Origin of the sequence: Pseudomonas sp. AF32 (assembly GCF_022342325.2) — a bacterium.
Classification (GTDB): domain Bacteria; phylum Pseudomonadota; class Gammaproteobacteria; order Pseudomonadales; family Pseudomonadaceae; genus Aquipseudomonas; species Aquipseudomonas uvaldensis.
The window spans coordinates 1-22,597 of record NZ_RQJK02000019.1 but is presented as its reverse complement, the minus strand read 5'-3'; the positions used below and the strand labels follow the sequence as shown (position 1 = coordinate 22,597).

The window sequence follows — 22,597 nt, the reverse complement described above, 5'->3', positions numbered from 1 at the left end:
GCCCATCTTAATTACAATCGACCTTCACCGCAGCTAGCAGCGACTATCAGTAGAAAAGAGAGAGCCTATCGTGACCCTTCGCACGTACCAGAACCACACGCCACGGCTGGGCCGGGGCGCTTTCGTCGACAGCACCGCAGTGGTGATCGGCGACGTTGAAATCGGCGAAGACAGCTCCGTCTGGCCGCTGACAGTCATCCGCGGCGACATGCACCGCATCCGCATCGGCGCGCGGACCAGCGTTCAGGATGGCAGCGTGCTGCACATCACCCATGCCGGGCCGTTCAACCCCGATGGCTTCCCGTTGTTGATCGGCGACGACGTGACCATCGCCCACAAGGTCATGCTCCATGGTTGCTCCGTCGGCAGCCGGGTGCTGATCGGCATGGGCAGCATTGTCATGGACGGCGCGGTGGTCGAGGACGACGTGATCATCGGTGCGGGCAGTCTCGTTCCGCCGGGTAAACGCTTGGAAAGCGGCTTTCTGTACGTGGGCAGCCCCGTGAAACAGGCCCGACCGCTGACCGACAAGGAGCGGGTGTTTTTCACCTATAGCGCAGCGAACTACGTGAAGCTCAAGGATTTGCACTTGGCTGAAGGTTACGACCAACCACAATCCTAAGGGCCGATCGAGACCCTGTGGCGAGGGGATTTATCCCCGCTGGGCTGCGCAGCAGCCCCGATCAGGCTGAAAACGATCCAAGCTGACACGCCTCAGGGGGCTGCTTCACACCCCAACGGGGATAAATCCCCTCGCCACACAAGCATCTGAGTCCGTCAAATTTTTCTGGAGCCTGCATGCACCACCAAACCCTCCTCTTCGACCTCGACGGCACCCTCACCGACCCGCGCGAGGGCATCACCCGTTCGATCCAGTTCGCCTTGAGCAAACTGGGCATCGACGAGCCCGACCTCACCCGCCTCGAACACTTCATCGGCCCGCCGCTGTTGCAGGCCTTCATGCAGTTCTACGATTTCGACGAAGCCAAGGCCTGGGAAGCGGTGAACTTCTACCGCGAACGCTTCAAAGTCACCGGGCTGTATGAAAACCGCGTCTTCGACGGTGTGATGCCGCTGCTGGAAACCCTGGCTGGTCAAGGGCGGCAACTGTACATCGCCACCTCCAAGCCCTGGGTCTTCGCCCGGGAAATCGCCCGCCACTTCGACTTTGCCCGGCATTTCAAAGTGATCTACGGCAGCGAACTGGACGGCACCCGCACCAACAAGGTCGAGCTGATTGCCCACTTGATAGCGGAAGAAGGGCTCGACCCGGCGAACACCCTGATGATCGGTGACCGCAAACACGACCTGATCGGCGCCCGTAGCAATGGCCTGGTTGCGGCGGCGGTGGGGTATGGGTTTGGCAGTTACGAAGAGCTGAGCGCCGAGAACCCTGCGTTTCACTTCCAGACGGTGGATGAGTTGCATCAGGCGTTTATGCGGGGTTAGTTACACCTTCATTGCGGGCAAGCCTTGCTCCCACAGTGTGGGAGCAAGGCTTGCCCGCAATGAAGCTCGTTCAATCGACGGAAACCTTTGATTCAGTCAGCACTTTCAAGGCTCTTTGACGATCATCTACCGGCAACTTCCCAAGCTTCTCCACCTCGGCATAAAAGGCAATCCAGTCGCCGCCCTCCCGCTTGAACAGCGCCGTGAACGCCGGCACCCATCGGGTATATAAACCGAACGGCAACAACCGCGCGTTGTTCAGGGGCGCATAGACCCAGGCGTCGTAGCGTTTGTCGCCCGCCCACTGGGTATCGCGCAGTTGTCGATAATCGGCGCGCAGGCGTTCGAATTCCAGGGCCTTGCGTTGGCGCATCTGTTCGGCCGGCAGGGGCTGGGCATAAAGCTGTTCCAGACGCTGGCGGGTGTCGAAGATAAGTTGGATGAACTGCTCGCTTTGACGCCACCGTAAGCCGTTATCCGGCGCCAGGCCGCGGCTGGCGCGCCATTGCCGGGTGCCTTCCTGTTCGACGAAGGTGGCGAAGGACTCGTTGAATTCCGTGTCGTCCTTTACGTAGAAACGCTGGTGCGCCAGTTCGTGGAAAATCAGCGTGGCCAGGCGTTCGTCGCCCCAATGCATCATCGAACTGAGGATCGGGTCGTTGAACCAGCCGAGGGTCGAGTACGCCTCTACACCACCGATCGCCACGTCCATGCCCTTCAAACGCTGCAACGCAGCCTCGCCACGGGCCGCGCCCTGGCTGTAATAGCCGCGATAGGCAACACAGCCTGCTATCGGGAAACAATGGTTTTGCGCTGCCAGGGAAAATTCCGGCGTGGCGAAGACATTCCAGACCACGAACGGTCGGCCGATGTCCGCATACAGGCGATAGCTTTTATTGTCCGGCAGATGCAGGTGGGTGCTGGCGAACGTCCGAGCTTCGCGGGCCTGGGCCAGGTGGGCCCGCAATTCGGGATCGCGGGCGGGGTCGGCGATGACCTGGTCGATGGGTTCCCGAGCCTTCAGCAGCAGTTGGCCATCGACCAGTTGGCTGTAGTAAGCGGCGCTGGAACAACCGTTGAGTAACAAAAGCAGCAGGCCTGGAAACAAAAACCGGAAAACACGGTCGAGTAACCGATGGCTTGAATGCGGCCTGATCAATTGCAATCACCTTGGGAAAAAGTCTGCCTACAAGACTATCCCGCCTGCCCGGAGCTTCGCTATGCGCGTCTTGATGCTGACGAGTGGCCTGTTGTTGCTGACCGGTTGTGCCGGTTTGCCTGACCCTGATCCATCGCAAGCGTGGATCGACCTTGGAAACCATCAGGACACGGCGCTGCAAGCGCTGGAGGTCGATGACAAGACCTCCGTTGACCGACGTTACTTCGAAGTCCAACCCGGCAGCCATGAACTGACGGTGCGCTACCAGTTTGCCGTAGAGCCCGGCAATATCGGTCCGAACGCCGAGCCGCTGTGGCGTGATTGCCGGTTGAATGTGAAGTTCAAGGACTTCAACGCAGGCCAGCGCTACCAGCTGCAGGCCGGCAACATCGGGTTCCGACCATGGGCCAAGCTCTATGACCAGCAGCGCAAAGTAGTGGGTCTGGCGACCCCGGCGGGCTGCCAGCAAAGCTGATCGGCGCTATGCTCAGGACCTGGCTTCAGGAGACCACCATGCGCCTAAACATGCTGATACTTGCCTTCGTCTCCCTGGGCGGCTGTGCAACAAGCCCGTTACCCGAGGCAGACCCGAACATGGCCTGGGTAGAGTTCGCTATGCCAGCGCCGGGTGGCAAGGTATTGATGGCTGAAAGCCTGGACGGCCAGCGCTTGCGGGACGGGCGATTCTTCCAGGTTCCGCCCGGCAGCCATGAGCTGGAGGTCCGTTTTGACTTCGAGGTCATCAGCGGTGGTGGACTGGGCATGCAAGCCGAGCCGCAAGAGCGGATGTGCTACCTGCTCGTGCGTTACGATCAGTTCCAGGCCGGCCAGCGTTATCGGCTGGAAGCGCGCAACCTCGCGTTCACACCAAGTGCCCGGCTCTACAACGCCAGGCGAGAAGTCGTTGCAGAGGATCGTCGGGCCAACTGCCTGCCTTAGGCTCTGTACGAAAAGCCTTGATACTCGTTCATGCTGCGTTGAAAACTGCCTGACCTTCGTCTCAAGACTTTTCGTACAGAGCCTAGCCCTCAGCGGTCGTTCTTCTGGTAGATGATTTTCTTCGTGCCGTTTTCGCAACTGCCCACCACCATGTTCTGGTCGTGGACTTCGTCATTGGTGACGATTTCCAGCGTATAGGACGACACGTTGTTGGCCTGAATCTTCGCTTCGATTTCCTGCTTCAGCTCCTCGCAGGATTTGGGCGCCGCGAGAGCCGATGTAGCCAATGCGCAACCCATGACCATCACGGCAAATCGTTTCATGCTCGACTTCCTCTTTACAGCGCGCAACGCCTTTGCGCTGAAACTGCATGCTTCATTCGACCATAAATGGGGGGCGGGGTGACAGGGGTAAATCGCAGCCCCCGGCATGCTTGCGAGGGGCTGCGATCCTCCTCATGGATTAGCTTTCAAGTGAGGCGTCCAGAGTGATTTTTGCATTCAACACCTTGGAAACCGGGCAACCTTCCTTGGCCTTTTGGCTCAGTTCTTCGAATTGCGCTTGGGTGGCGCCGGGAATCTTCGCCTTCATGACCAGCTTGACCGCTGTTATCGCGAAGCCGCCATCGACCTGATCCAAAGTCACTTCGGCATGGGTGTCGATACGTTCGGCCTTGAGTCCGGCCTCGCCGAGGATCATCGAAAATGCCATGGAAAAGCAGCCCGCATGGGCCGCGCCAATCAGTTCTTCCGGGTTGGTGCCCCGGCCACCTTCAAAGCGCGCCTTGAAGCCGTAAGGCGCTTCGCGCAGCACGCCGGTTTCCGTCGAGATGGAGCCGATGCCGGTTTTCAGGTCACCTTCCCAGTGAGCCGATGCTTTCTTGACGATAGCCATGTCTTCCTCCTCAAGAGCCGGCGCGAGGCATTCGCGCCTGGGTGTTTTCTGCTGTCAGGGTTGTGAGGATAGACCGGCAAATAAAGTTCATCCTGTCGATTAGCTGACGAATTTAGTAGGAAAATTCGACGCAGCCATTGAAACTCGGGTATATGCCCACATTGCATGGAACACACCCATAGAAACGGCAGGCTTTTGCCCGTAGGAAAAGCCCGGAATGCCGTTGGAGATCCCAGCCGATGAAACAGCTGTCCGACGTGAAATTTTCGACCCTCGACCTTGTGCCCGTACGCGAGGACGGCGACGCCGCCCGGTCCCTGCGCAACTCGCTGGACTTGGCGCAACACGTGGAGAAGTATGGCTACACCCGCTTCTGGGTGGCCGAGCACCACAACATGGATGGCATCGCCAGTTCCGCGACGGCAGTGTTGCTCAGTTATTTGGCGGGGGGCACGTCGACCATTCGCGTTGGCTCCGGGGGCGTGATGTTGCCCAACCATGCGCCGTTGGTGATCGCCGAACAGTTCGGCACCCTGGAAAGCCTTTATCCAGGCCGGATTGACCTGGGACTGGGGCGGGCTCCCGGGTCCGACCAGATGACCGCCCGGGCCTTGCGTCGCGAGCGCTCAGGCAGCGCGGACGACTTCCCCGAGGACGTGGCCGAACTGATGCGTTACCTCGGCCCGCGTACCCCAGACCAGCGCATCATCGCCATGCCCGGCACCGGCACCAACGTGCCGGTGTGGCTGCTGGGCTCAAGCCTGTTCAGCGCGCGACTGGCCGGTGAGCGGGGTTTGCCCTACGCTTTCGCCTCCCATTTCGCCCCGCGCTACATGCACGAGGCGATCCGCATTTATCGAAATCACTTCCAACCGTCGGCGGTACTCGACAAGCCTTACGTGATGCTCGGGGTGCCGCTGGTGGCAGCGGACACGGACGAGCAGGCCGATTATCTGGCGACTTCGGTGTACCAGCGGATCCTGGCGTTGATCCGTGGCCAGAGCCTGGTGCAACGTCCGCCGGTCGAAACCATGAATGGCCTCTGGCTCCCCCACGAGAAAGACGCGGTGGGTGACTTCCTGGGGCTGGCGATGGTGGGTGGCCCGCAGAAAATCCGCGCCAGGCTCGAAGTGTTGGTCGAACAGACCCAGGCCGATGAGCTGATTTTTACCAGCGATCTGTATGAGCATACGGATCGCCTGCGCTCTTATGAACTGCTGGCGCAGGTCATGAAAGGCTGAATCGCGCCCATGAAAAAGCCGACGCATGCGTCGGCTTTTTCGTTTCTGGGGCATCACTTCTTGTAAACGATTTCCTTCGTACCGCCCTCGCAACTGCCGACGATCTTTCCATCAGCCGCCGCGCCTTTATCGACGATTTCCAGCGTATAACCCGACACGCCCTTGTCATCCAGTTTCGCCGCAATTTCACTTTTCAGTTCTTCGCAAGGCTTGCCGGCCGCAAATGCACCGCCCGCCAGGCTCAACAAGCCCAGGGCTACCATCAACTTTTTCATCGCTCGCACTCCTTGGTCGGATCGAATAAGGCAGGTATGGACAATCGTGACGCGCAGACAATAGCGCATCGCCATTCCCTATGGCACTCCGCCAGCGAGCAAGTTCATCGCGATCAGCTGTTTGCGATCCGGAATCCGACTTTGAGGGTCACTTGGAAGTGCGCCGCCCGGCCATTCTCGATGTGCCCACGGGTTTCGGTGACTTCAAACCATTCCAGATGCTTGAGGCTTTTGCTGGCCTCGGCCAGGGCATTGTTGATGGCGTCTTCGATGCTGGTGGGAGATGAGCCGACCAGCTCGACCTTCTTGTACGTGTGGTGATCACTCATGACGTTTCTCCTTTAGGTTGTCTGAACAGCCTAGCAGCGATTGTTCGCCTTACGTGTGTCGCCGTTTACGCTGTGAAAGTTCAGATTTACTGCACTTTCACAAACGGCTGGAGTCCCAACTTTCACACGCACTCAACCACTGCAGGAGAGAGCCACCATGGCAAGCACTTCGTTACGTAAAGCCTCGTTGCAAAGCATGGAAGCGGAGATCGAGAATCTGCTCAAGTCGTTGGAAACCCTGAAGGATGACACGTCGGACGAGTCGCGTAAGACCCTCAAGGCGCTGAAGGCCAATGCCGAGAACGCACTGAAACATTCCCGGCATCTGCTCAGCGACGCGTATGAAGAGGTCAAGGTGAAAACCCGCGAAACCGGGCTTGCCACCCGCGACTACGCTCAGGAACACCCGTGGACCACCGCGGGCGTGGCGGTGGGCGCCATCGGTTTGCTGGCTGCCTATTTGCTGTGCAAACGCGGTCACTGAGTCGGCTGGCCCAGCTCGTGCCTGAGCCATTGGGCCAGTTGCCGGGCGCGGCCGTCCGCGGCGCGCTTGGGTAGCCACAACGCCAGTCGCGCCGGGGTTTCATCGAAGCCCCAAGGCGCGACCAGGCGGCCGGCGCGCAGGTCTTCTGCCACCAATGGCTCGGGGGCGATGGCCACACCCAACCCTGCGACAGCGGCCTCCAGTAAATAATATAAATGCTCAAAGCCCTGGCCTAACTTCAGTCCCTGGGGATCGAGGTTGTTTTGCCGTGCCCAGGTCGGCCACGCTTGGGGGCGGGACGTGGTGTGCAGCAGTGGTTCCCCCAGCAACGCACCGGCTGGTGCGCTTTTCAGATGGACGAATCCGGCATAACGCGGGCTCATGACCGGACCGATCCGCTCGCCGACCAGCTCATACACTTGCATATCCGCCGGCCACGGAGGCTCGGCAAACACCAGCAGCGCGTCCAGCCCCGGTCGTCTGGGATCAAGGTCGCCCTCTCCGGCGGACAGGTGCAGGCGCAGGTCCGGCAGATCCGCATTGAGCCGGCCCAGGCGCGGAATGAACCAGCGTGCCAGCAGGCTGCCCGAGCAGCCCAGCACGAACGGCGAGTCAGCCGTGCTTTGGCTCAGCTCCGCGCAAACGCTGCGTAACCGATCGAAAGCCTCGGCGCTGGCATCACGCAGGCGCAAGCCGGCATCTGTGAGTTTAAGGCCGCGACCGTCCTTGGCGAACAAACTGACGCCCAGGTGATCCTCGAGCACCTTCAGTTGACGGCTGACGGCACCGTGGGTGACATGCAGTTGCTCCGCCGCCTGGCTTACGCTGTTCAGGCGGGCGGTCGCTTCGAAGGCGCGCAGGGCGTTAAGCGGAGGAAGGTCGTGGCTCATCGAATGTGTGAGTTTTCCTGACAGGTTGTGGCGATCTTATCGGTTTTCAGGGGCGGATGTCAGGGGTAGAGTGACCTTCATTGTCCTTGTGAGCATTTGCCTGGAGCGCCCGATGACCCAGTCTACGACCCCCTTCAATCTGCGCAGCGGCCCTGACGCCAACGGCCTGTTCGGTGCATTCGGTGGCCGCTATGTGGCCGAAACCCTGATGCCGTTGATTCTCGATCTGGCCCGTGAATATGAGGTGGCGAAGGAAGATCCGGCCTTCATCGAAGAGCTTGCCTACTTCCAGCGTGACTACGTCGGTCGCCCAAGCCCGCTCTATTACGCCGAGCGCCTGACCGAGTACTGCGGCGGTGCCAAGATTTACCTCAAGCGCGAGGAGCTGAACCACACCGGCGCCCACAAGATCAACAACTGCATCGGTCAGATCCTGCTGGCGCGGCGCATGGGCAAGAAACGCATCATCGCCGAGACCGGCGCCGGTATGCACGGCGTGGCGACCGCCACCGTGGCCGCGCGTTTTGGCCTGGAATGCGTGATCTACATGGGCACCACCGATATCGAGCGCCAGCAGGCCAACGTGTTCCGCATGAAGCTGCTGGGTGCCGAAGTGATCCCGGTGGTCGCCGGTACCGGCACCCTGAAGGATGCGATGAACGAGGCCCTGCGTGACTGGGTTACCAACGTCGATAGCACGTTTTACCTGATTGGCACCGTGGCCGGCCCGCATCCGTACCCGGCCATGGTCCGCGATTTCCAGGCCGTTATCGGCAAGGAAACCCGCGATCAATTGCAAGCCCAGGAAGGTCGCCTGCCCGATAGCCTGGTGGCCTGCATCGGCGGCGGTTCCAACGCCATGGGGCTGTTCCACCCGTTCCTCGATGACAAGAGCGTTGAAATCATTGGCGTCGAAGCGGCGGGCTACGGCATCGAGACCGGCAAGCACGCCGCCAGCCTGAACGGCGGTGTGCCCGGGGTGTTACACGGCAACCGTACCTTCCTGTTGCAGGACGAAGATGGCCAGATCATCGACGCCCATTCGATTTCCGCCGGCCTCGACTATCCGGGCATCGGCCCGGAACACGCCTGGTTGCATGACATCGGCCGCGTCCAGTACACCTCGATCACCGATGCCGAAGCCTTGGATGCGTTCCATAAATGCTGCCGCCTGGAGGGGATCATTCCTGCCCTGGAAAGCTCCCATGCCCTGGCAGAAGTGTTCAAACGCGCCCCGAACCTGCCGAAGGACCATTTGATGGTGGTCAACCTGTCCGGCCGTGGCGACAAAGACATGCAAACCGTGATGCACCATATGGAACAGTCCCAGCAGGAGAAACACTGATGAGCCGCCTGCAAACCCGTTTTGCCGAACTCAAGGAACAGAACCGCGCCGCCCTGGTGACCTTCGTCACTGCCGGTGACCCGGACTACGACACCTCGCTGGCGATTCTCAAGGGCCTGCCGGCGGCCGGTGCCGATGTGATCGAGCTGGGCATGCCGTTTACCGATCCGATGGCCGACGGCCCGGCGATCCAGTTGGCTAACATTCGTGCGCTGGGAGCGCGGCAAAACCTGGCGAAAACCCTGCAGATGGTTCGCGAGTTCCGCCAGGACAACACCGAAACACCGCTGGTGCTGATGGGGTACTTCAACCCGATCCATCGGTATGGCGTGCAGCGTTTCATTGGCGAGGCGCTGGACGCTGGGGTCGATGGCCTGATCGTCGTGGACATGCCGCCCGAGCACAACAGCGAGCTGTGCGAACCGGCCCAGGCTGCCGGCCTGGACTTCATTCGCCTGACTACTCCGACCACTGATGATGCGCGGTTGCCGACCGTGCTCAATGGCAGTTCGGGCTTTGTGTACTACGTGTCGGTGGCGGGTGTGACCGGCGCCGGTGCCGCGACGCTGGAGCATGTGGAAGAAGCCGTGGCGCGTCTGCGTCGCCATACTGATCTGCCGATCAGCATCGGCTTCGGCATCCGTACGCCGGAGCAGGCTGCCGCAATTGCACGGTTGGCTGACGGAGTGGTGGTGGGCTCGGCGTTGATCGACCATATCGCCAGTGCCGACACGCCAGCGCAGGCGATCGACGGGGTGTTGAGCCTGTGCTCCGCTTTGGCGGAGGGCGTGCGCAAGGCTCGCATCTGATCAAGCTGTACGAAAAAGGGGTTCAGAACCAGGTTCTGAACCCCTTTATACATTTACGGCAGCTCCAATCCGCCGCCGGCCTTGTGCAGTTTGCGCAAGTGTTCGCCGATCTCTTTGACGTTGGCCTCGCTGGCGGCTATTTCAGCGGCGCGACGTGGCTCCAGTAGCGCCCGGACTTCCTTATCCAGATCACCGGTCAAGGTTTGCAGCTGTTTCTGTCGCAGGCTGCTTTCCGACTCCAGCCGTTGCCATTCGCCAGGCTGTGGCAACCCGTAACCGCTGCTGCCCAGCAGCTCGGCGGGACGGCTCAGGAAACCGCTGTTGACGAGAATCTGTTGCAGCGTCGCGTTGGCCCTTTCCATGCCGCCGTTCTGAAGCTCACGGGCACCGAGGTAACGCTGCTTGACTTCATCCTGAGCCAGCAGGAGTTGCCGGCGATAGCTGGCCTGTTCCAGCAGCAGCAACGCCGCGCTGGTGCGCAGGTCTGCCTGTTCGAACCAGATGCGACGTTCTGCAGCGTCCAGGGCGAGCCAGTCCTCAACCGTTTGCTGCTTGATGGGCAGGTGCTTTTTCAGGACTTCGAACATAGCCTGATAGCGCTCGCGGAATGAGTCGAAGCGGTAGCCCAGGCGCAAGGCTTCCTTGGGATCGTCAAGCACGCTGGTATCCGCCAGGCCCCGCCCTTTGAGCACCTCCAGCAAACCGTTGGGCATGATGCTGTCGAGGCCCTTGAGTTGCTCGTTATTGCTGCCGCTGCGCAACAGCTTCAGGCTTTCCACCGCGCAGTTATTGGACAGGAAGTAGTAATTGCCGTCGTAGCTCCAGTGCATCTCGGCGGCATGTTCGACCGTTTCCTCGATCTCGGTACGCGACAGGTTCAACGGCACCGATGCCAGGCTGCGCAATTCGGTCTTGGTGTATTCATCGATGACTTGGGCCAGTGGCAGGACGAACAGGCGCGACGGGTATTTGCCCACCAGTCCGTCCCAACTCGACAACTGCACATCGCCCACGAAGGCGCGATAGGACAGCACCAAGTGTTGATCCAGATCCAGCCGGCAATCCGGTCCACGAGGACGGCCCGGCGCGCAGATCACCAGCCGGAGCATGCTGTGGCCCCAGCGGCTGACCCAGTTCTGGTTGGCTTCGGCCAGCAAGTAGTCAATGGCATAGACCCGCTCGGGATCGACCTTGCCCAGTGGCGTCCTGGCGAAGTCGTTACCGGCGTTGAGGAACGCGAACGATTTGGCGCAAGTGTCCTTTGCGGCGGGAGCCCAACCGAAATGTTCCTGGTAGTAGCGATACAGGGCGGGGCGTCGGCAGGCGTAGCTCGGATCGAGGAGGAAATACTCCATGTTGACCGCAACGAACTCCTTCGGACTGCTCGTCTCGTAAAGATCCGGGCTGCGGGCGACCTGCCGGTTATGCTGTTCCCGTTCTCCACGACGGCCGACGTATTGCGGCCAGCCGGCGAGGTCCAGCAGGCGGGGATCGTCGCTGAGAGTGAAACGTCGGTCGTTCTGGCCTCGGCACTCGTCGGGGAGGCCGATCAAGCCCGCGCTGCCGTTGCGCCGGGTACACCGCTGGATCAGTGTGCGTTCGGCGTCTGGCCACAGGCGTGCGCGGTCGTAGATGTGAGTCAGTTCGTGCAGGACCGTGGCGAGCAGTTCCCGTCGTACGGTGCCGTGGGGGCGATGGGTCTTCTGTGTGGCGGCGCTGCCGTCGGTGAGGCTGTCCAGCAGGTTGCGGTTGAGATCGAGTTCCGACACGAGCGAGGCCTGGCCGTAGGCGTTGGGCGGCATCTGGTCGGTCCAGCCGACATCGATACGTCGATCCAGTCGCTCGATGAAGCGCGGTGGCAGGGCCTGCATGGCTTCATCGAGCAGTGCCTGGCTGGCCTGCTGTTGTGCCGGGCTCAGGCCTTCATCGATGAGGTGCAGTTGCAAACCGGCCTGGGCGGTGCTGCCCATGAGCAGCATCACCCCGGCGGTCAGCCAGGCGGCGAGCCGCCTCACAATGCGAGGATGGCTTCGGCGAGAACCTGGTCACTGGCGTCGCGAGCTTCCGGCACGCGGGTACGCAAGGTGTCGAAAGCGGCTTCGAGATGTGCGCCACGGATTTCACCATTGCTGGCAACGAAGCTGGCCGCATCGTCGTGGGCTTCACGAATGATCTTCGAATCACGGATGGACGTGGTGGTATCGGAGGTGAAATCGATCGAACGCTGGGAAGCACGAACGATGATGTTACTGGTGGCTACCAGGGTATGTGCCTGGGCCACATCGGCCAATACCAACAGGCCTAGGGCGGCAGCAATCAGCGGGCTACGCATGGAACGACTCCGAAATATAGGGATAACTATTGGACGAGAATTGCCTGTGCCAGTTCAAGGTCGCTGGCGTGAAGTTTTGGCCGGGTCTGGCGCAGGTAATCCAGGGCCGACTCCAGCCTTGCACCTCGCAATTGCCCGTCACTGGCAACGAATGCCGCAGCGTCGTCGCGGGCGGCGGCGACTATTTTATGGTCGAAGGGCGCGGAGGTCACCATGCTCGTGGCGTAGCCACTGGCAACCAGTTGCTGGGTGGACACATCGAAGGCATGAGCTGGAACGGACCAGCAAGAGGCAAGGAAGAAAACGGCGATGAACAGATCGGAGTGAAAACGCATGGGACTCGACAGTTGATGGCGAGTCCAAAGGCTAGCGCAAACCTGCGGGCCAGAGCCAGCGCTGAAACATCGAAACACCATTGGGTGTCCGATGTTTCATGTTGGGATCAGATCACCAGGATGGCTTGGGCCAGTTGCGCGTCAGTGGCTTGCAACTGGGGAGCCTGCTGGCGGATGTAATCCAGGGCGCTTTCGAGTTTCACACCACGGATGGCACCTTCACTGGCCACGAAGCTGGCGGCGTCGTCACGGGCGGCCTGGACGATTTTGTTGTCTCGCAGCGACGAGGTGGCATCGGACGTCACGTCGGAAGTCGCCTTGAGCGCTCCTACGATGGAATCGGTGGTGACGATGAAGCTACTGGCATTGGCTTGGGCGGCGACGGCCAACAGGGTTGCGGCGCTGAGCAGACGAAGTCGGTTCATGATGAAACTCCTTGGGTATGAGGTGATGCCGGTGCAGGTAGCTGAAAGAGGAGACGCGTACTCGACTCGCTTCGCCACGTTCATCCGATATTAAGTCAGAACGTGAAGGAAGACAGCTTTATGAAGTGAGTTGGAGGCGCCTCAAGGAAACTGTACTGGTTGATTTTGTCGTCTTCTATAACTGTTATATCGGCGCTTTCTGAAAGCAGGCGCCCTGAAACGACAAAACCCGTCGCGGTTTCCCGCGACGGGTTCTGCTTGTTCAATTCGGTGCTGGCGGTGGACCCGGTGGGTCAGGGCCAGCGACGCTGAATTAGCGCCAGAACGGCTTGCTCAGCTCTTCGTAGCGCTGTGCTTCGCTGATACCGGCGTCGGCCAGCAGGCGCGAATCCAGACGAGCCAGTTGATGGCGGCTGGCGATGCGGCGCTGCCACAGCATCAGGTTGGCGATAATGCGAAGAGGCAGGGAAGCCTGGTTTTTTGCAGCTTTGTCTTCGAAAAACAGCTCGGAACTGAGTGTACGTTCCATGGTTGACATCCTTCCGCTTGTGGCGGGATCAGGTAGTGGTTTAACTGGTGCCCATGATCCTCTCGTTTGGCCAGTCACTGTAGATACAGTTCACCTGTATTGTGCGTGACCAGTTAACTGTTAAACCGCAGTGTACTGGTCCATATTGAGGCAACTGTACCTGTCTGCGCTGTTTTGGTGCATTTATCGCGCTTTGATGGCACTGGGAAAGAAATGTCCTACGGAAAATACCGGTACAGCAGTACAGTTTTTGACGAAACAGGCCGTGCTTGCCTGGATGATCAAAACTGTAGGTGCGGTAACCGTGTTGCAGCTGTATCAAACCGCCAACATGCGCCCGGTTGCTTCCAGGTTCAGGTGCCAACTCAGTGCGTCACGCAGAATGTGAGGTGTATGTCCACCCATGGCACACGCGGCCTTGAAGTACTCGTTCAAAGGCTGGCGATAGGATGGGTGCACGCAATTGTCGATGATCACCCGCGCCCGCTCCCGTGGCGCCAGGCCTCGCAGGTCGGCCAGGCCGATTTCGGTGACGAGGATGTCGACGTCATGCTCGGTGTGGTCCACATGGCTGACCATCGGCACGACGCTGGAGATCGCCCCTCCCTTTGCAATCGACTTTGTGACGAAAATCGCCAGGTGCGCATTGCGCGCGAAGTCCCCTGAGCCACCGATGCCGTTCATCATCCGGGTGCCGCAGACGTGCGTGGAGTTGACGTTGCCGTAGAGATCGAACTCCAGCGCGGTGTTGATGCCAATGATGCCCAGACGACGCACCACTTCCGGATGGTTGGAGATTTCCTGCGGACGCAGGACCAGTTTGTCCTTGTACTTTTCCAGATTTCCAAACACATCGGCGTTGCGACGATCCGACAGCGTGATGGAACTGCCCGAGGCGAAGCTCAGCTTGCCGGCGTCGATCAGGTCGAACGTGGAGTCCTGCAACACCTCGGAATACATGGTCAATTGCTCGAACGGTGAGTCGATCAACCCGCACATCACGGCATTGGCGATGTTCCCGATGCCGGCTTGTAACGGACCGAGCTTATTAGTCATTCGTCCGGCTGCCACTTCCTGCTTGAAGAAATCGATCAGGTGATCGGCAATGGCCTGGGTGTCGCTGTCCGGTGGCGTGACGGTGGACGGCGAGTCGCCCTGGTTGGTGATGACAATGGCCGCAATTTTTTCCGGTGGGATCGGGATGGCGGTACTGCCGATGCGGTCGTCCACCTTCACCAGAGGGATCGGTGTGCGGGTTGGGCGATAGGTCGGAATATAGATGTCGTGCAGACCTTCCAGATTCGGATTGTGGGCCAGGTTGATCTCGACGATCACTTGGCGGGCGAAGATCGCAAAACTGGCCGAATTACCCACCGATGTGGTTGGCACGATATGGCCCTGTTCGGTGATAGCCACTGCTTCGATCACCGCAACGTCAGGTAGCTTGAGCTGACCGTTGCGCAGTTGTTCGACTGTTTCCGAAAGATGTTGGTCGATGAACATGACCTTGCCCGCATTGATTGCCTTGCGCAGCGTGCTGTCGACCTGAAAAGGCATGCGCCGTGCGAGCACGCCAGCTTCGGTGAGCTCCTTGTCGAGGTCGTTACCCAGGCTCGCGCCCGTCATCAGGCTGATTTGCAACGGCGTGACCTTGGCCCGTTCGGCCAGGGCGTGGGGCACCGCTTTCGCTTCGCCGGCGCGAGTGAAGCCGCTCATGCCAACGGTCATGCCGTCCTGGATCAACATGGCTGCTTCGGCAGCGCTCATCACTTTGTTCAACAACGAAGGCAGGCGGATGCGGTCTTGGTACATACAGGGCTATCTCGGGCTGGAAGCAGGATGCGCAGTCTAGTGAATTCACTCCTCGCCCGTCCCGCTACAAAAGTCGCATTTGAGGCGTCTATTACGGGCGTTTCAGGCAAAACATTATTACCGGATCGGTAACAGGGGGGGCTTGATACAAATCAAAACGCCCCGACAAGTCGGGGCGTTCTGGGTAAATCGAGCAGGTTTACTCCACTGCTTTGACCATGTCCTCGATTACCTTCTTGGCATCACCGAACACCATCATGGTCTTGTCCAGGTAGAACAGCTCGTTGTCCAGGCCTGCGTAGCCGCTGGCCATCGAGCGTTTGTTGACGATGATGGTCTTGGCCTTGAAGGCCTCGAGGATCGGCATGCCGGCAATCGGCGATTTCGGATCGTTCTTCGCCGCCGGGTTGACCACGTCGTTCGCGCCGAGCACCAGCACCACGTCGGCCTGGCCGAATTCGGAGTTGATGTCCTCCATTTCGAACACCTGGTCGTAAGGCACTTCGGCCTCGGCCAGCAGCACGTTCATGTGGCCGGGCATGCGTCCGGCCACCGGGTGGATCGCGTACTTCACGGTCACGCCATGGTGGGTCAGCTTCTCGGTCAGCTCTTTCAACGCATGCTGCGCCCGCGCCACGGCCAGGCCATAGCCTGGAACGATGATGACGGTGTCGGCGTTGGTCAGCAGGAAGGTCGCGTCGTCAGCCGAGCCGGATTTCACCGGGCGCGCTTCTTTCGAACCTGCCGGTCCGCCCGCATCGGCGCTGTTGCCGAAGCCACCAAGCAGTACGTTGAAGAACGAACGGTTCATGGCCTTGCACATGATGTAGGACAGGATCGCACCGCTCGAACCCACCAGGGAGCCGGCAATGATCAGCATCGAGTTGTTCAGCGAGAAACCGATACCGGCCGCTGCCCAGCCCGAATAACTGTTGAGCATCGACACCACCACCGGCATGTCGGCGCCGCCAATCGGGATGATGATCAGCACGCCAAGAACGAACGCCAGGGCCAGCATCAGGGCGAAAGCACCGAAGTTGCCCGTGACCATGAACGTCACACCCAAGCCCAGCGTCGCCAGGCCCAGGGTCAGGTTGAGCTTGTGCTGTCCACCAAACTGTACCGGTGCGCCCTGGAACAGGCGGAACTTGTACTTGCCCGACAACTTGCCGAAGGCGATCACCGAACCGGAGAAGGTGATTGCACCGATGGCCGCACCGAGGAACAGCTCCAGGCGGTTACCGGCCGGAATCGAATCCCCCAGTTGCTTGACGATGCCCAGGGACTGCGGCTCCACCACGGCGGCGATGGCGATGAACACTGCGGCCAGGCCGATCATGCTGTGCATGAACGCTACCAGCTCCGGCATCTTGGTCATCTCGACACGCTTGGCCATGATCGAACCGGCAGTGCCGCCGATCAGCAAGCCGACAATGACATAGCCGATGCCCGCGGTGGTCAGCTCAGCGCCCAGCTTATAGATGAGGCCGACAGTGGTGAGCACCGCCAGCGCCATGCCCAGCATGCCGAACAGGTTGCCGCGACGAGAAGTCGTCGGGTGTGACAGGCCTTTGAGGGCCTGGATGAAGCAAACGGACGCGATCAGGTAGAGCGTCGTTACCAGATTCATGCTCATTACTTGGGCGCCTCTTCTTTTGCTTTCGGGGCTTTTTTCTTGAACATTTCAAGCATCCGGCGCGTGACCAGGAAACCACCGAAGACGTTCACCGCTGCCAGGGCCACGGCGAGGGTGCCCATGGTCTTGCCCAGTGGGGTCACGGTCAGCGCGGCGGCGAGCATGGCACCGACAATCACGATCGCCGAAATGGCGTTGGTCACCGCCATCAATGGCGTGTGCAAAGCGGGTGTCACGTTCCAGACCACGTGGTAACCGACATAAATCGCCAGTACAAAGATGATCAGGTTGTAGATACCGGGGGAGATAAGCTCTTCCATTGTCTGAATCCCTGCTTAGGCGTTTTTGCGGATGACCTGGCCGTCGCGGCACATCAGGCACGCGGCGACGATGTCGTCTTCCAGGTTCACGTCGAACTGACCTTCCTTGGTGAAGACCAGCTTCAGGAAGTCCAGCAGGTTACGGGCGTACAGCGCCGAAGCATCGGCGGCGACTTCACCGGCCAGGTTGGTCGGGCCGACGATGGTCACGCCGTTTTCGACCACCACCTGATCGGCCACGGTTAGCGGGCAGTTACCGCCCTGGGCTGCTGCGAGGTCGATCACCACCGAGCCGGGCTTCATTTGCGCGACGGTTTCCGCGCTGAGCAGGGTCGGCGCCTTGCGGCCCGGAATCAGTGCCGTGGTGATGACGATATCAGCCTGCTTGGCGCGCTCATGCACGGCCTGGGCCTGGCGCTGCATCCAGCTCGCCGGCATTGGACGGGCGTAGCCGCCGACGCCGACTGCGCATTCACGCTCTTCATCGGTTTCATAAGGCACGTCGACGAACTTGGCGCCGAGGGATTCGATTTGTTCCTTCACCGCCGGACGCACGTCCGACGCCTCGATCACCGCGCCCAGACGCTTGGCTGTCGCAATCGCCTGCAATCCGGCCACGCCGGCACCAAGAATCAGCACGCGCGCCGCTTTCACGGTGCCGGCGGCCGTCATCAGCATCGGCATGAAGCGTGGATAGTAGTGAGCTGCCAGCAGCACCGCCTTGTAGCCGGCAATGTTGGCTTGGGAGGACAGCACATCCAGGCTCTGGGCCCGGGAAGTACGTGGCGCGGCTTCGAGGGCGAACGCTGTAATGCCGCGTTCGGCCATCTTGGCGATGATTTCGTTGTTGAACGGATTGAGCATGCCCACCAGGACGGTGCCGCTCTTGATCAGCGCCAACTCGCTGTCGTTGGGCGCGACCACCTTGAGGATCAACTCGGCTCCGAACGCGTCACTGGCGCTGCCAATGGTCGCGCCTGCCGCTTCATAGGCACTGTCGATAACGCTGGCCTTGATGCCGGCGCCGCTTTGAACAGTGACTTTATGACCCTGGCCGATCAGCTTCTTGATGGTTTCCGGGGTAGCAGCAACCCGTGTTTCACCCGTCTGGGTTTCGAGAGGAACACCAATGTGCACGTCAAATCTCCTGCGTGATCTTATTGAGTAAACCCAGGCACTTCGGATGGCGCGGCTGGGGCGGCGGATCAGCACGATCCCGCCGAATCAGGCGGGGCGCGGCATTTTGCAGGCGAAATTTCGACCCTTCAAGGGATTATGACGTGTGACGGAAAATTAACTACAAGTCACCCTGTGACCGAATGTCGCAACTGTCAGGCCTGATCCCTTGCAGACCGTGCATTTCAAGGCTTAAAGCGCAAATCGATAAAAATTCACATCGGCTGCGTGAATAAGCTGCCATGGCTTGCACGATATGGCTCAAAGCCACGTATTTGAACGGTTCTGAGACTACTGTACCGATTTCATAACAGATTGACTGTATGCGACAAAAACTTATATCTGTAGCGCTTTTGGTTAGCTTACTACCGGAGTCGGTTATATAGCTTTTCCTTATTTATCAAGATCATAGCCATTTGCCTGTTTGATCAACCAATCGCGGAAAGCTCGAAGAGACGCGGATTCCACCTTTCGTTCGGGAATCATCAGGTAGTAAGCCTTGATGCTCGACAGCGCGTTCCGGTTGGCGACCACCAATCTTTTTTCTGCCAGCTCGCGCTGGATCAGAAAAGGCGGAATCAAGGCGATTCCCATGTCATGCATGGCCGCTTGGGCAAGCATGGAGAATAGTTCATAGCGTGGGCCTGTCAGGTCGCGAGCCACATTGAGATGTTGGGCGTTGAACCATTGGCGCCAGGCGTACGGGCGAGTGGTTTGCTGAAGCAGCGGCAATTCGGCGATCGCATCCGCTGTCAGGTGGCTTTGATTATTCAATAAGGACGGGCTGCAGACCGGCATCGGATTTTCGCCCATGAGCTTGTGGGATTCGGTGCCGGACCAGTCCGCATCGCCAAAGTAAATGGCAGCGTCAAATTCCGTATCCGCGAACAGGAATGGCCGGGTGCGGTTGGTCAGGTTGACGGTGACTTCCGGATGTTGCTGCTGGAAGTCCTTCAGGCGCGGCAGTAACCACTGGGTGCCGAAGGTAGGCACCACCGCCAGCTCGATCACGTTAGCGCCGGTGTGACCCATGACTGAAAGTGTGTCGCGCTCGACGGCGTCCAGTTGGGTGGCAACGCGGCGACTATAGGAAAGACCTGCTTCGGTCAGTTTGACGCCACGCCGTGAGCGTCGGAACAGCTCCACGCTGAGGAAGTCCTCCAGGCTGGCAATCTGTCGGCAGATGGCGCCTTGGGTGAGGGACAGCTCCTGTGCGGCCTTGGTGAAGCTCTCATGGCGTGCGGCCGCCTCGAAGCTGACCAGGGCCGCAGTGCTGGGAATCTTTCGACGCATGTACAGGCACCTCACTGATCATCTGCATAAACGGGGTATATGGCGTTTACGGAGTGAGAAATTAGCACAACACTATGCGGAATCCTCGTTTGCCCTCGTAGGAAACCGCGCCTAGGATCAATCCACGTTTTTTCATCCGATTGACGAGGAATTTTTCATGGCCGGTAAAGCGAGCTTCAACTGGATCGATCCATTGCTGCTGGACCAGCAGCTCACCGAAGAAGAGCGCATGATCCGCGACACTGCTGAGCAGTTCGCCCAGCAGAAGCTCGCGCCGCGAGTACTGGAAGCGTTCCGCCATGAAAAAACCGATCCGGCGATCTTCCGTGAAATGGGTGAAGTAGGTCTCCTCGGCGCGACCATTCCCGAGCAATACGGTGGCAGCGGCTTGAACTACGTCAGTTACGGCCTGATTGCCCGTGAGGTGGAGCGCGTCGACTCTGGCTATCGGTCGATGATGAGCGTGCAGTCCTCATTGGTCATGGTGCCGATCAACGAGTTCGGAACTGAGGCCCAGAAACAAAAGTACCTGCCAAAGCTGGCCTCCGGTGAGTGGATTGGTTGCTTCGGCCTGACCGAGCCGAACCATGGTTCCGATCCGGGCGCGATGATTACCCGTGCGCGCAAAGTTGAGGGTGGCTACAGCCTGACGGGTAGCAAGATGTGGATCACCAACAGTCCGATTGCCGATGTATTTGTCGTCTGGGGCAAGGACGACGCTGGTGATATCCGTGGCTTTGTGCTGGAGAAGGGGTGGAAGGGGCTGAGTGCGCCGGCTATCCATGGCAAGGTTGGGCTGCGTGCCTCGATCACAGGCGAAATCGTCATGGACAACGTCTTCGTTCCGGAAGAGAACATTTTCCCGGATGTGCGCGGCCTGAAAGGTCCGTTTACCTGCTTGAACTCCGCACGGTACGGAATCTCCTGGGGTGCGTTGGGTGCCGCCGAGTTCTGCTGGCATACCGCTCGCCAATACACCCTGGATCGTCAGCAGTTCGGCCGCCCGCTGGCGGCGACCCAATTGATCCAAAAGAAGTTGGCCGACATGCAAACCGAGATCACCCTCGCGCTGCAGGGGTGTCTGCGTCTTGGGCGTATGAAAGACGAAGGCACGGCAGCGGTGGAAATCACCTCGATCATGAAGCGCAACTCCTGTGGCAAATCCTTGGAGATTGCCCGTATGGCGCGGGACATGTTGGGCGGCAACGGTATCTCGGATGAGTTCGGTATTGCCCGCCACTTGGTCAACCTGGAAGTGGTGAATACTTATGAAGGGACCCATGACGTTCATGCGCTGATTCTTGGGCGCGCCCAAACCGGTATCCAGGCGTTCTATTAATAGGAGGCGGTCATGGGCGCGCTTTCGCACCTGCGGGTACTGGATTTATCCAGAGTTTTGGCCGGGCCCTGGGCCGGGCAGATCCTGGCGGACCTGGGGGCTGAGGTCATCAAGGTCGAGCGTCCCGGCAACGGCGACGATACGCGAGCCTGGGGGCCGCCCTTCCTGAAGGGCGCGGACGGCGAGAACACCACTGAGGCGGCTTATTACCTGTCGGCCAACCGCAACAAGCAATCGGTCACCATCGACTTCACGCGACCCGAAGGGCAAAGATTGGTGCGAGAGCTGGCGGCCAAGTCCGACATCCTGATCGAGAACTTCAAGGTGGGCGGGCTGGCGGCGTATGGCCTGGACTATGACTCTCTGAAAGTAATCAACCCGCAGTTGATTTATTGCTCGATCACCGGGTTCGGCCAAACGGGCCCTTATGCCAAGCGTGCCGGGTATGACTTCATGATCCAGGGGCTCGGTGGGCTGATGAGTCTTACCGGGCGACCTGAAGGCGATGAGGGGGCGGGACCGGTGAAGGTCGGGGTCGCGCTGACGGACATCCTTACAGGGTTATATTCGAGCGTCGCCATCCTGGCAGCGCTGGCTCATCGTGATCATGCCGGTGGCGGACAGCATATCGACATGGCCTTGCTGGATGTCCAGGTGGCTTGCCTGGCTAACCAGGCGATGAACTATCTGACTACAGGCGTCGCGCCGAAGCGGCTGGGCAATGCTCATCCGAACATCGTGCCTTATCAGGATTTTCCTACGGCTGACGGTAACTTCATCCTTACCGTGGGCAATGATGGACAGTTCCGCAAGTTTGCCGAGGTGGCGGGTCAGCCGCAGTGGGCGGATGACGCTCGTTTCGCGACGAACAAACAACGGGTTGCGAACCGGTCGGTATTGATTCCGTTGATTCGCCAAGCGACGGTATTCAAGACGACGGCCGAATGGGTTGCTCTGTTGGAACAGGCGGGGGTGCCGTGCGGGCCTATCAATGATCTGGCCCAAGTGTTTGCCGATCCACAAGTACAGGCCCGTGGGTTGGCGCTTGAGCTGCCTCATGTTCTGGCCGGTAAAGTGCCGCAGGTGGCGAGCCCGATCAGACTGTCCGAGACGCCAGTGGAATATCGCAGCGCGCCACCTTTACTGGGGGAGCATACGGTTGGGGTCCTGCAACGCGTGTTGGGGTTGGATGAGGCTGCATTGATGGCGCTTGGGGAGGCAGGAGTTCTTTGAGTCGTTCTGTCTATATAGAGGCGGCGCGGAGGAGAGGTTCTCCCCGATAACGCAACTTATTGATAGAAAAGTAAAATTAAGGGTTGACGGCAGATTCTGAGTCTCTATAATTCGCCCCACTTCCGGCGCAGTCGAAACGGAAAACTTCTTGAAATTCAATGAGTTAAGTAAGTTTCGGTGAAGCGGGGCTTCAGGTCATCGAAGCACGGAAGGAGTCGCTAGAGCCGTTCTTGGGCTCAGTTGACGGTTCGATCTTCTCGGTCGAAAGCGGCAAAAAAGAGGTGTTGACAGCAGCGACTAACGCTGTAGAATTCGCCTCCCGCTAACGAGAGATCGAAAGCGCAAGTGGTTGA

At 59.6% G+C, this 22,597-nt stretch carries 26 protein-coding genes; 10 read left to right on the top strand and 16 right to left on the bottom strand.

Annotated elements, in window-relative coordinates:
• The first annotated feature begins 70 nt into the window (after positions 1 to 70).
• The gene (locus tag EGM97_RS18105; protein WP_238963147.1) at positions 71 to 622 is read left to right on the top strand and encodes a gamma carbonic anhydrase family protein; all 552 of its coding nucleotides are present in this window, start codon (positions 71 to 73) and stop codon (positions 620 to 622) included.
• A gap of 176 nt (positions 623 to 798) precedes the next feature.
• The gene (locus EGM97_RS18100) at positions 799 to 1,449 is read left to right on the top strand and encodes an HAD family hydrolase (protein WP_238963146.1); all 651 of its coding nucleotides are present in this window, start codon (positions 799 to 801) and stop codon (positions 1,447 to 1,449) included.
• Between the two features lie 70 nt (positions 1,450 to 1,519).
• On the opposite strand, the gene EGM97_RS18095 is transcribed toward EGM97_RS18100, so the two are convergent.
• The gene (locus EGM97_RS18095; protein ID WP_238963145.1) at positions 1,520 to 2,608 is read right to left on the bottom strand and encodes an aminopeptidase; all 1,089 of its coding nucleotides are present in this window, start codon (positions 2,606 to 2,608) and stop codon (positions 1,520 to 1,522) included.
• A 61-nt stretch (positions 2,609 to 2,669) separates the two neighbouring features.
• On the opposite strand from EGM97_RS18095, the gene EGM97_RS18090 reads away from it, so the two are divergent.
• Together EGM97_RS18090 and EGM97_RS18085 are read left to right on the top strand one after the other, a co-directional pair.
• A complete protein-coding gene (locus EGM97_RS18090) occupies positions 2,670 to 3,083 on the top strand; it encodes a PA0061/PA0062 family lipoprotein (protein WP_238963144.1) in 414 nt (137 codons plus the stop codon).
• Between the two features lie 38 nt (positions 3,084 to 3,121).
• Complete coding sequence (locus EGM97_RS18085; RefSeq protein WP_238963143.1) at positions 3,122 to 3,547, top strand: PA0061/PA0062 family lipoprotein; 426 nt, start codon at positions 3,122 to 3,124, stop codon at positions 3,545 to 3,547.
• Between the two features lie 89 nt (positions 3,548 to 3,636).
• On the opposite strand, the gene EGM97_RS18080 is transcribed toward EGM97_RS18085, so the two are convergent.
• Positions 3,637 to 3,870 (bottom strand): DUF1161 domain-containing protein, encoded by a 234-nt coding sequence (locus EGM97_RS18080; protein WP_238963142.1) that lies wholly within the window; start codon positions 3,868 to 3,870, stop codon positions 3,637 to 3,639.
• Positions 3,871 to 4,009: 139 nt separating this feature from the next.
• A complete protein-coding gene (locus EGM97_RS18075) occupies positions 4,010 to 4,441 on the bottom strand; it encodes an OsmC family protein (RefSeq protein WP_238963141.1) in 432 nt (143 codons plus the stop codon).
• A gap of 239 nt (positions 4,442 to 4,680) precedes the next feature.
• On the opposite strand from EGM97_RS18075, the gene EGM97_RS18070 reads away from it, so the two are divergent.
• Positions 4,681 to 5,682, top strand: coding sequence for an LLM class flavin-dependent oxidoreductase (locus EGM97_RS18070; RefSeq protein WP_238963140.1), 1,002 nt, complete (start codon positions 4,681 to 4,683; stop codon positions 5,680 to 5,682).
• A 53-nt stretch (positions 5,683 to 5,735) separates the two neighbouring features.
• On the opposite strand, the gene EGM97_RS18065 is transcribed toward EGM97_RS18070, so the two are convergent.
• Positions 5,736 to 5,957, bottom strand: a complete 222-nt coding sequence (locus tag EGM97_RS18065) for a DUF1161 domain-containing protein (RefSeq protein ID WP_238963139.1) — start codon at positions 5,955 to 5,957, stop codon at positions 5,736 to 5,738.
• Positions 5,958 to 6,070: 113 nt separating this feature from the next.
• Complete coding sequence (locus EGM97_RS18060) at positions 6,071 to 6,286, bottom strand: dodecin (RefSeq protein ID WP_053149602.1); 216 nt, start codon at positions 6,284 to 6,286, stop codon at positions 6,071 to 6,073.
• Between the two features lie 157 nt (positions 6,287 to 6,443).
• Between EGM97_RS18060 and EGM97_RS18055 the strand changes: the two genes are divergently transcribed.
• Complete coding sequence (locus tag EGM97_RS18055; protein ID WP_232777543.1) at positions 6,444 to 6,770, top strand: ElaB/YgaM/YqjD family protein; 327 nt, start codon at positions 6,444 to 6,446, stop codon at positions 6,768 to 6,770.
• On the opposite strand, the gene EGM97_RS18050 is transcribed toward EGM97_RS18055, so the two are convergent.
• On the bottom strand, positions 6,764 to 7,660 hold the full coding sequence (locus EGM97_RS18050) for a LysR family transcriptional regulator (RefSeq protein WP_238963138.1): 897 nt from the start codon (positions 7,658 to 7,660) through the stop codon (positions 6,764 to 6,766). The genes EGM97_RS18055 and EGM97_RS18050 overlap by 7 nt on opposite strands.
• Positions 7,661 to 7,772: 112 nt before the next feature.
• Between EGM97_RS18050 and trpB the strand changes: the two genes are divergently transcribed.
• The gene (gene trpB, locus EGM97_RS18045; RefSeq protein ID WP_238963137.1) at positions 7,773 to 9,005 is read left to right on the top strand and encodes a tryptophan synthase subunit beta; all 1,233 of its coding nucleotides are present in this window, start codon (positions 7,773 to 7,775) and stop codon (positions 9,003 to 9,005) included.
• A complete protein-coding gene (trpA, locus tag EGM97_RS18040; protein WP_238963136.1) occupies positions 9,005 to 9,814 on the top strand; it encodes a tryptophan synthase subunit alpha in 810 nt (269 codons plus the stop codon). Before trpB ends, trpA begins: the two co-directional genes overlap by 1 nt.
• 53 nt (positions 9,815 to 9,867) lie before the next feature.
• Here the strand turns inward: trpA and EGM97_RS18035 are convergent, their stop codons facing one another.
• The 10 genes from EGM97_RS18035 to EGM97_RS17990 form a co-directional block, all read right to left on the bottom strand.
• A complete protein-coding gene (locus tag EGM97_RS18035) occupies positions 9,868 to 11,829 on the bottom strand; it encodes a DUF7844 domain-containing protein (RefSeq protein WP_238963135.1) in 1,962 nt (653 codons plus the stop codon).
• On the bottom strand, positions 11,826 to 12,146 hold the full coding sequence (locus EGM97_RS18030) for a DUF2388 domain-containing protein (RefSeq protein ID WP_053149622.1): 321 nt from the start codon (positions 12,144 to 12,146) through the stop codon (positions 11,826 to 11,828). The genes EGM97_RS18035 and EGM97_RS18030 overlap by 4 nt, the downstream gene beginning before the upstream one ends.
• A gap of 26 nt (positions 12,147 to 12,172) precedes the next feature.
• Positions 12,173 to 12,481 carry a DUF2388 domain-containing protein gene (locus tag EGM97_RS18025; protein WP_238963134.1) on the bottom strand — a complete coding sequence of 103 codons (309 nt, stop codon included), beginning with the start codon at positions 12,479 to 12,481 and terminating at the stop codon, positions 12,173 to 12,175.
• Between the two features lie 107 nt (positions 12,482 to 12,588).
• Positions 12,589 to 12,906, bottom strand: coding sequence for a DUF2388 domain-containing protein (locus EGM97_RS18020; protein WP_053149628.1), 318 nt, complete (start codon positions 12,904 to 12,906; stop codon positions 12,589 to 12,591).
• A gap of 313 nt (positions 12,907 to 13,219) precedes the next feature.
• Entirely contained in the window at positions 13,220 to 13,435 is a 216-nt protein-coding gene (locus EGM97_RS18015; RefSeq protein ID WP_053149631.1) for a DUF1127 domain-containing protein, read from the bottom strand.
• Positions 13,436 to 13,753: 318 nt separating this feature from the next.
• Entirely contained in the window at positions 13,754 to 15,247 is a 1,494-nt protein-coding gene (locus EGM97_RS18010; protein WP_238963133.1) for an acetyl-CoA hydrolase/transferase family protein, read from the bottom strand.
• A 199-nt stretch (positions 15,248 to 15,446) separates the two neighbouring features.
• A complete protein-coding gene (locus EGM97_RS18005; protein ID WP_238963132.1) occupies positions 15,447 to 16,883 on the bottom strand; it encodes an NAD(P)(+) transhydrogenase (Re/Si-specific) subunit beta in 1,437 nt (478 codons plus the stop codon).
• Complete coding sequence (locus EGM97_RS18000) at positions 16,883 to 17,203, bottom strand: NAD(P) transhydrogenase subunit alpha part 2 (protein WP_003220416.1); 321 nt, start codon at positions 17,201 to 17,203, stop codon at positions 16,883 to 16,885. Before EGM97_RS18000 ends, EGM97_RS18005 begins: the two co-directional genes overlap by 1 nt.
• A gap of 15 nt (positions 17,204 to 17,218) precedes the next feature.
• Entirely contained in the window at positions 17,219 to 18,340 is a 1,122-nt protein-coding gene (locus EGM97_RS17995) for a Re/Si-specific NAD(P)(+) transhydrogenase subunit alpha (RefSeq protein WP_053149638.1), read from the bottom strand.
• 432 nt (positions 18,341 to 18,772) lie between these two features.
• Positions 18,773 to 19,672 carry a LysR family transcriptional regulator gene (locus EGM97_RS17990; RefSeq protein WP_238963131.1) on the bottom strand — a complete coding sequence of 300 codons (900 nt, stop codon included), beginning with the start codon at positions 19,670 to 19,672 and terminating at the stop codon, positions 18,773 to 18,775.
• Between the two features lie 157 nt (positions 19,673 to 19,829).
• Here EGM97_RS17990 and EGM97_RS17985 point away from each other — a divergent pair, with 157 nt between their 5' ends.
• A complete protein-coding gene (locus EGM97_RS17985; protein WP_053149643.1) occupies positions 19,830 to 21,011 on the top strand; it encodes an acyl-CoA dehydrogenase in 1,182 nt (393 codons plus the stop codon).
• A 12-nt stretch (positions 21,012 to 21,023) separates the two neighbouring features.
• Positions 21,024 to 22,244, top strand: a complete 1,221-nt coding sequence (locus tag EGM97_RS17980; protein WP_238963130.1) for a CaiB/BaiF CoA transferase family protein — start codon at positions 21,024 to 21,026, stop codon at positions 22,242 to 22,244.
• Positions 22,245 to 22,597 lie beyond the last annotated feature (353 nt).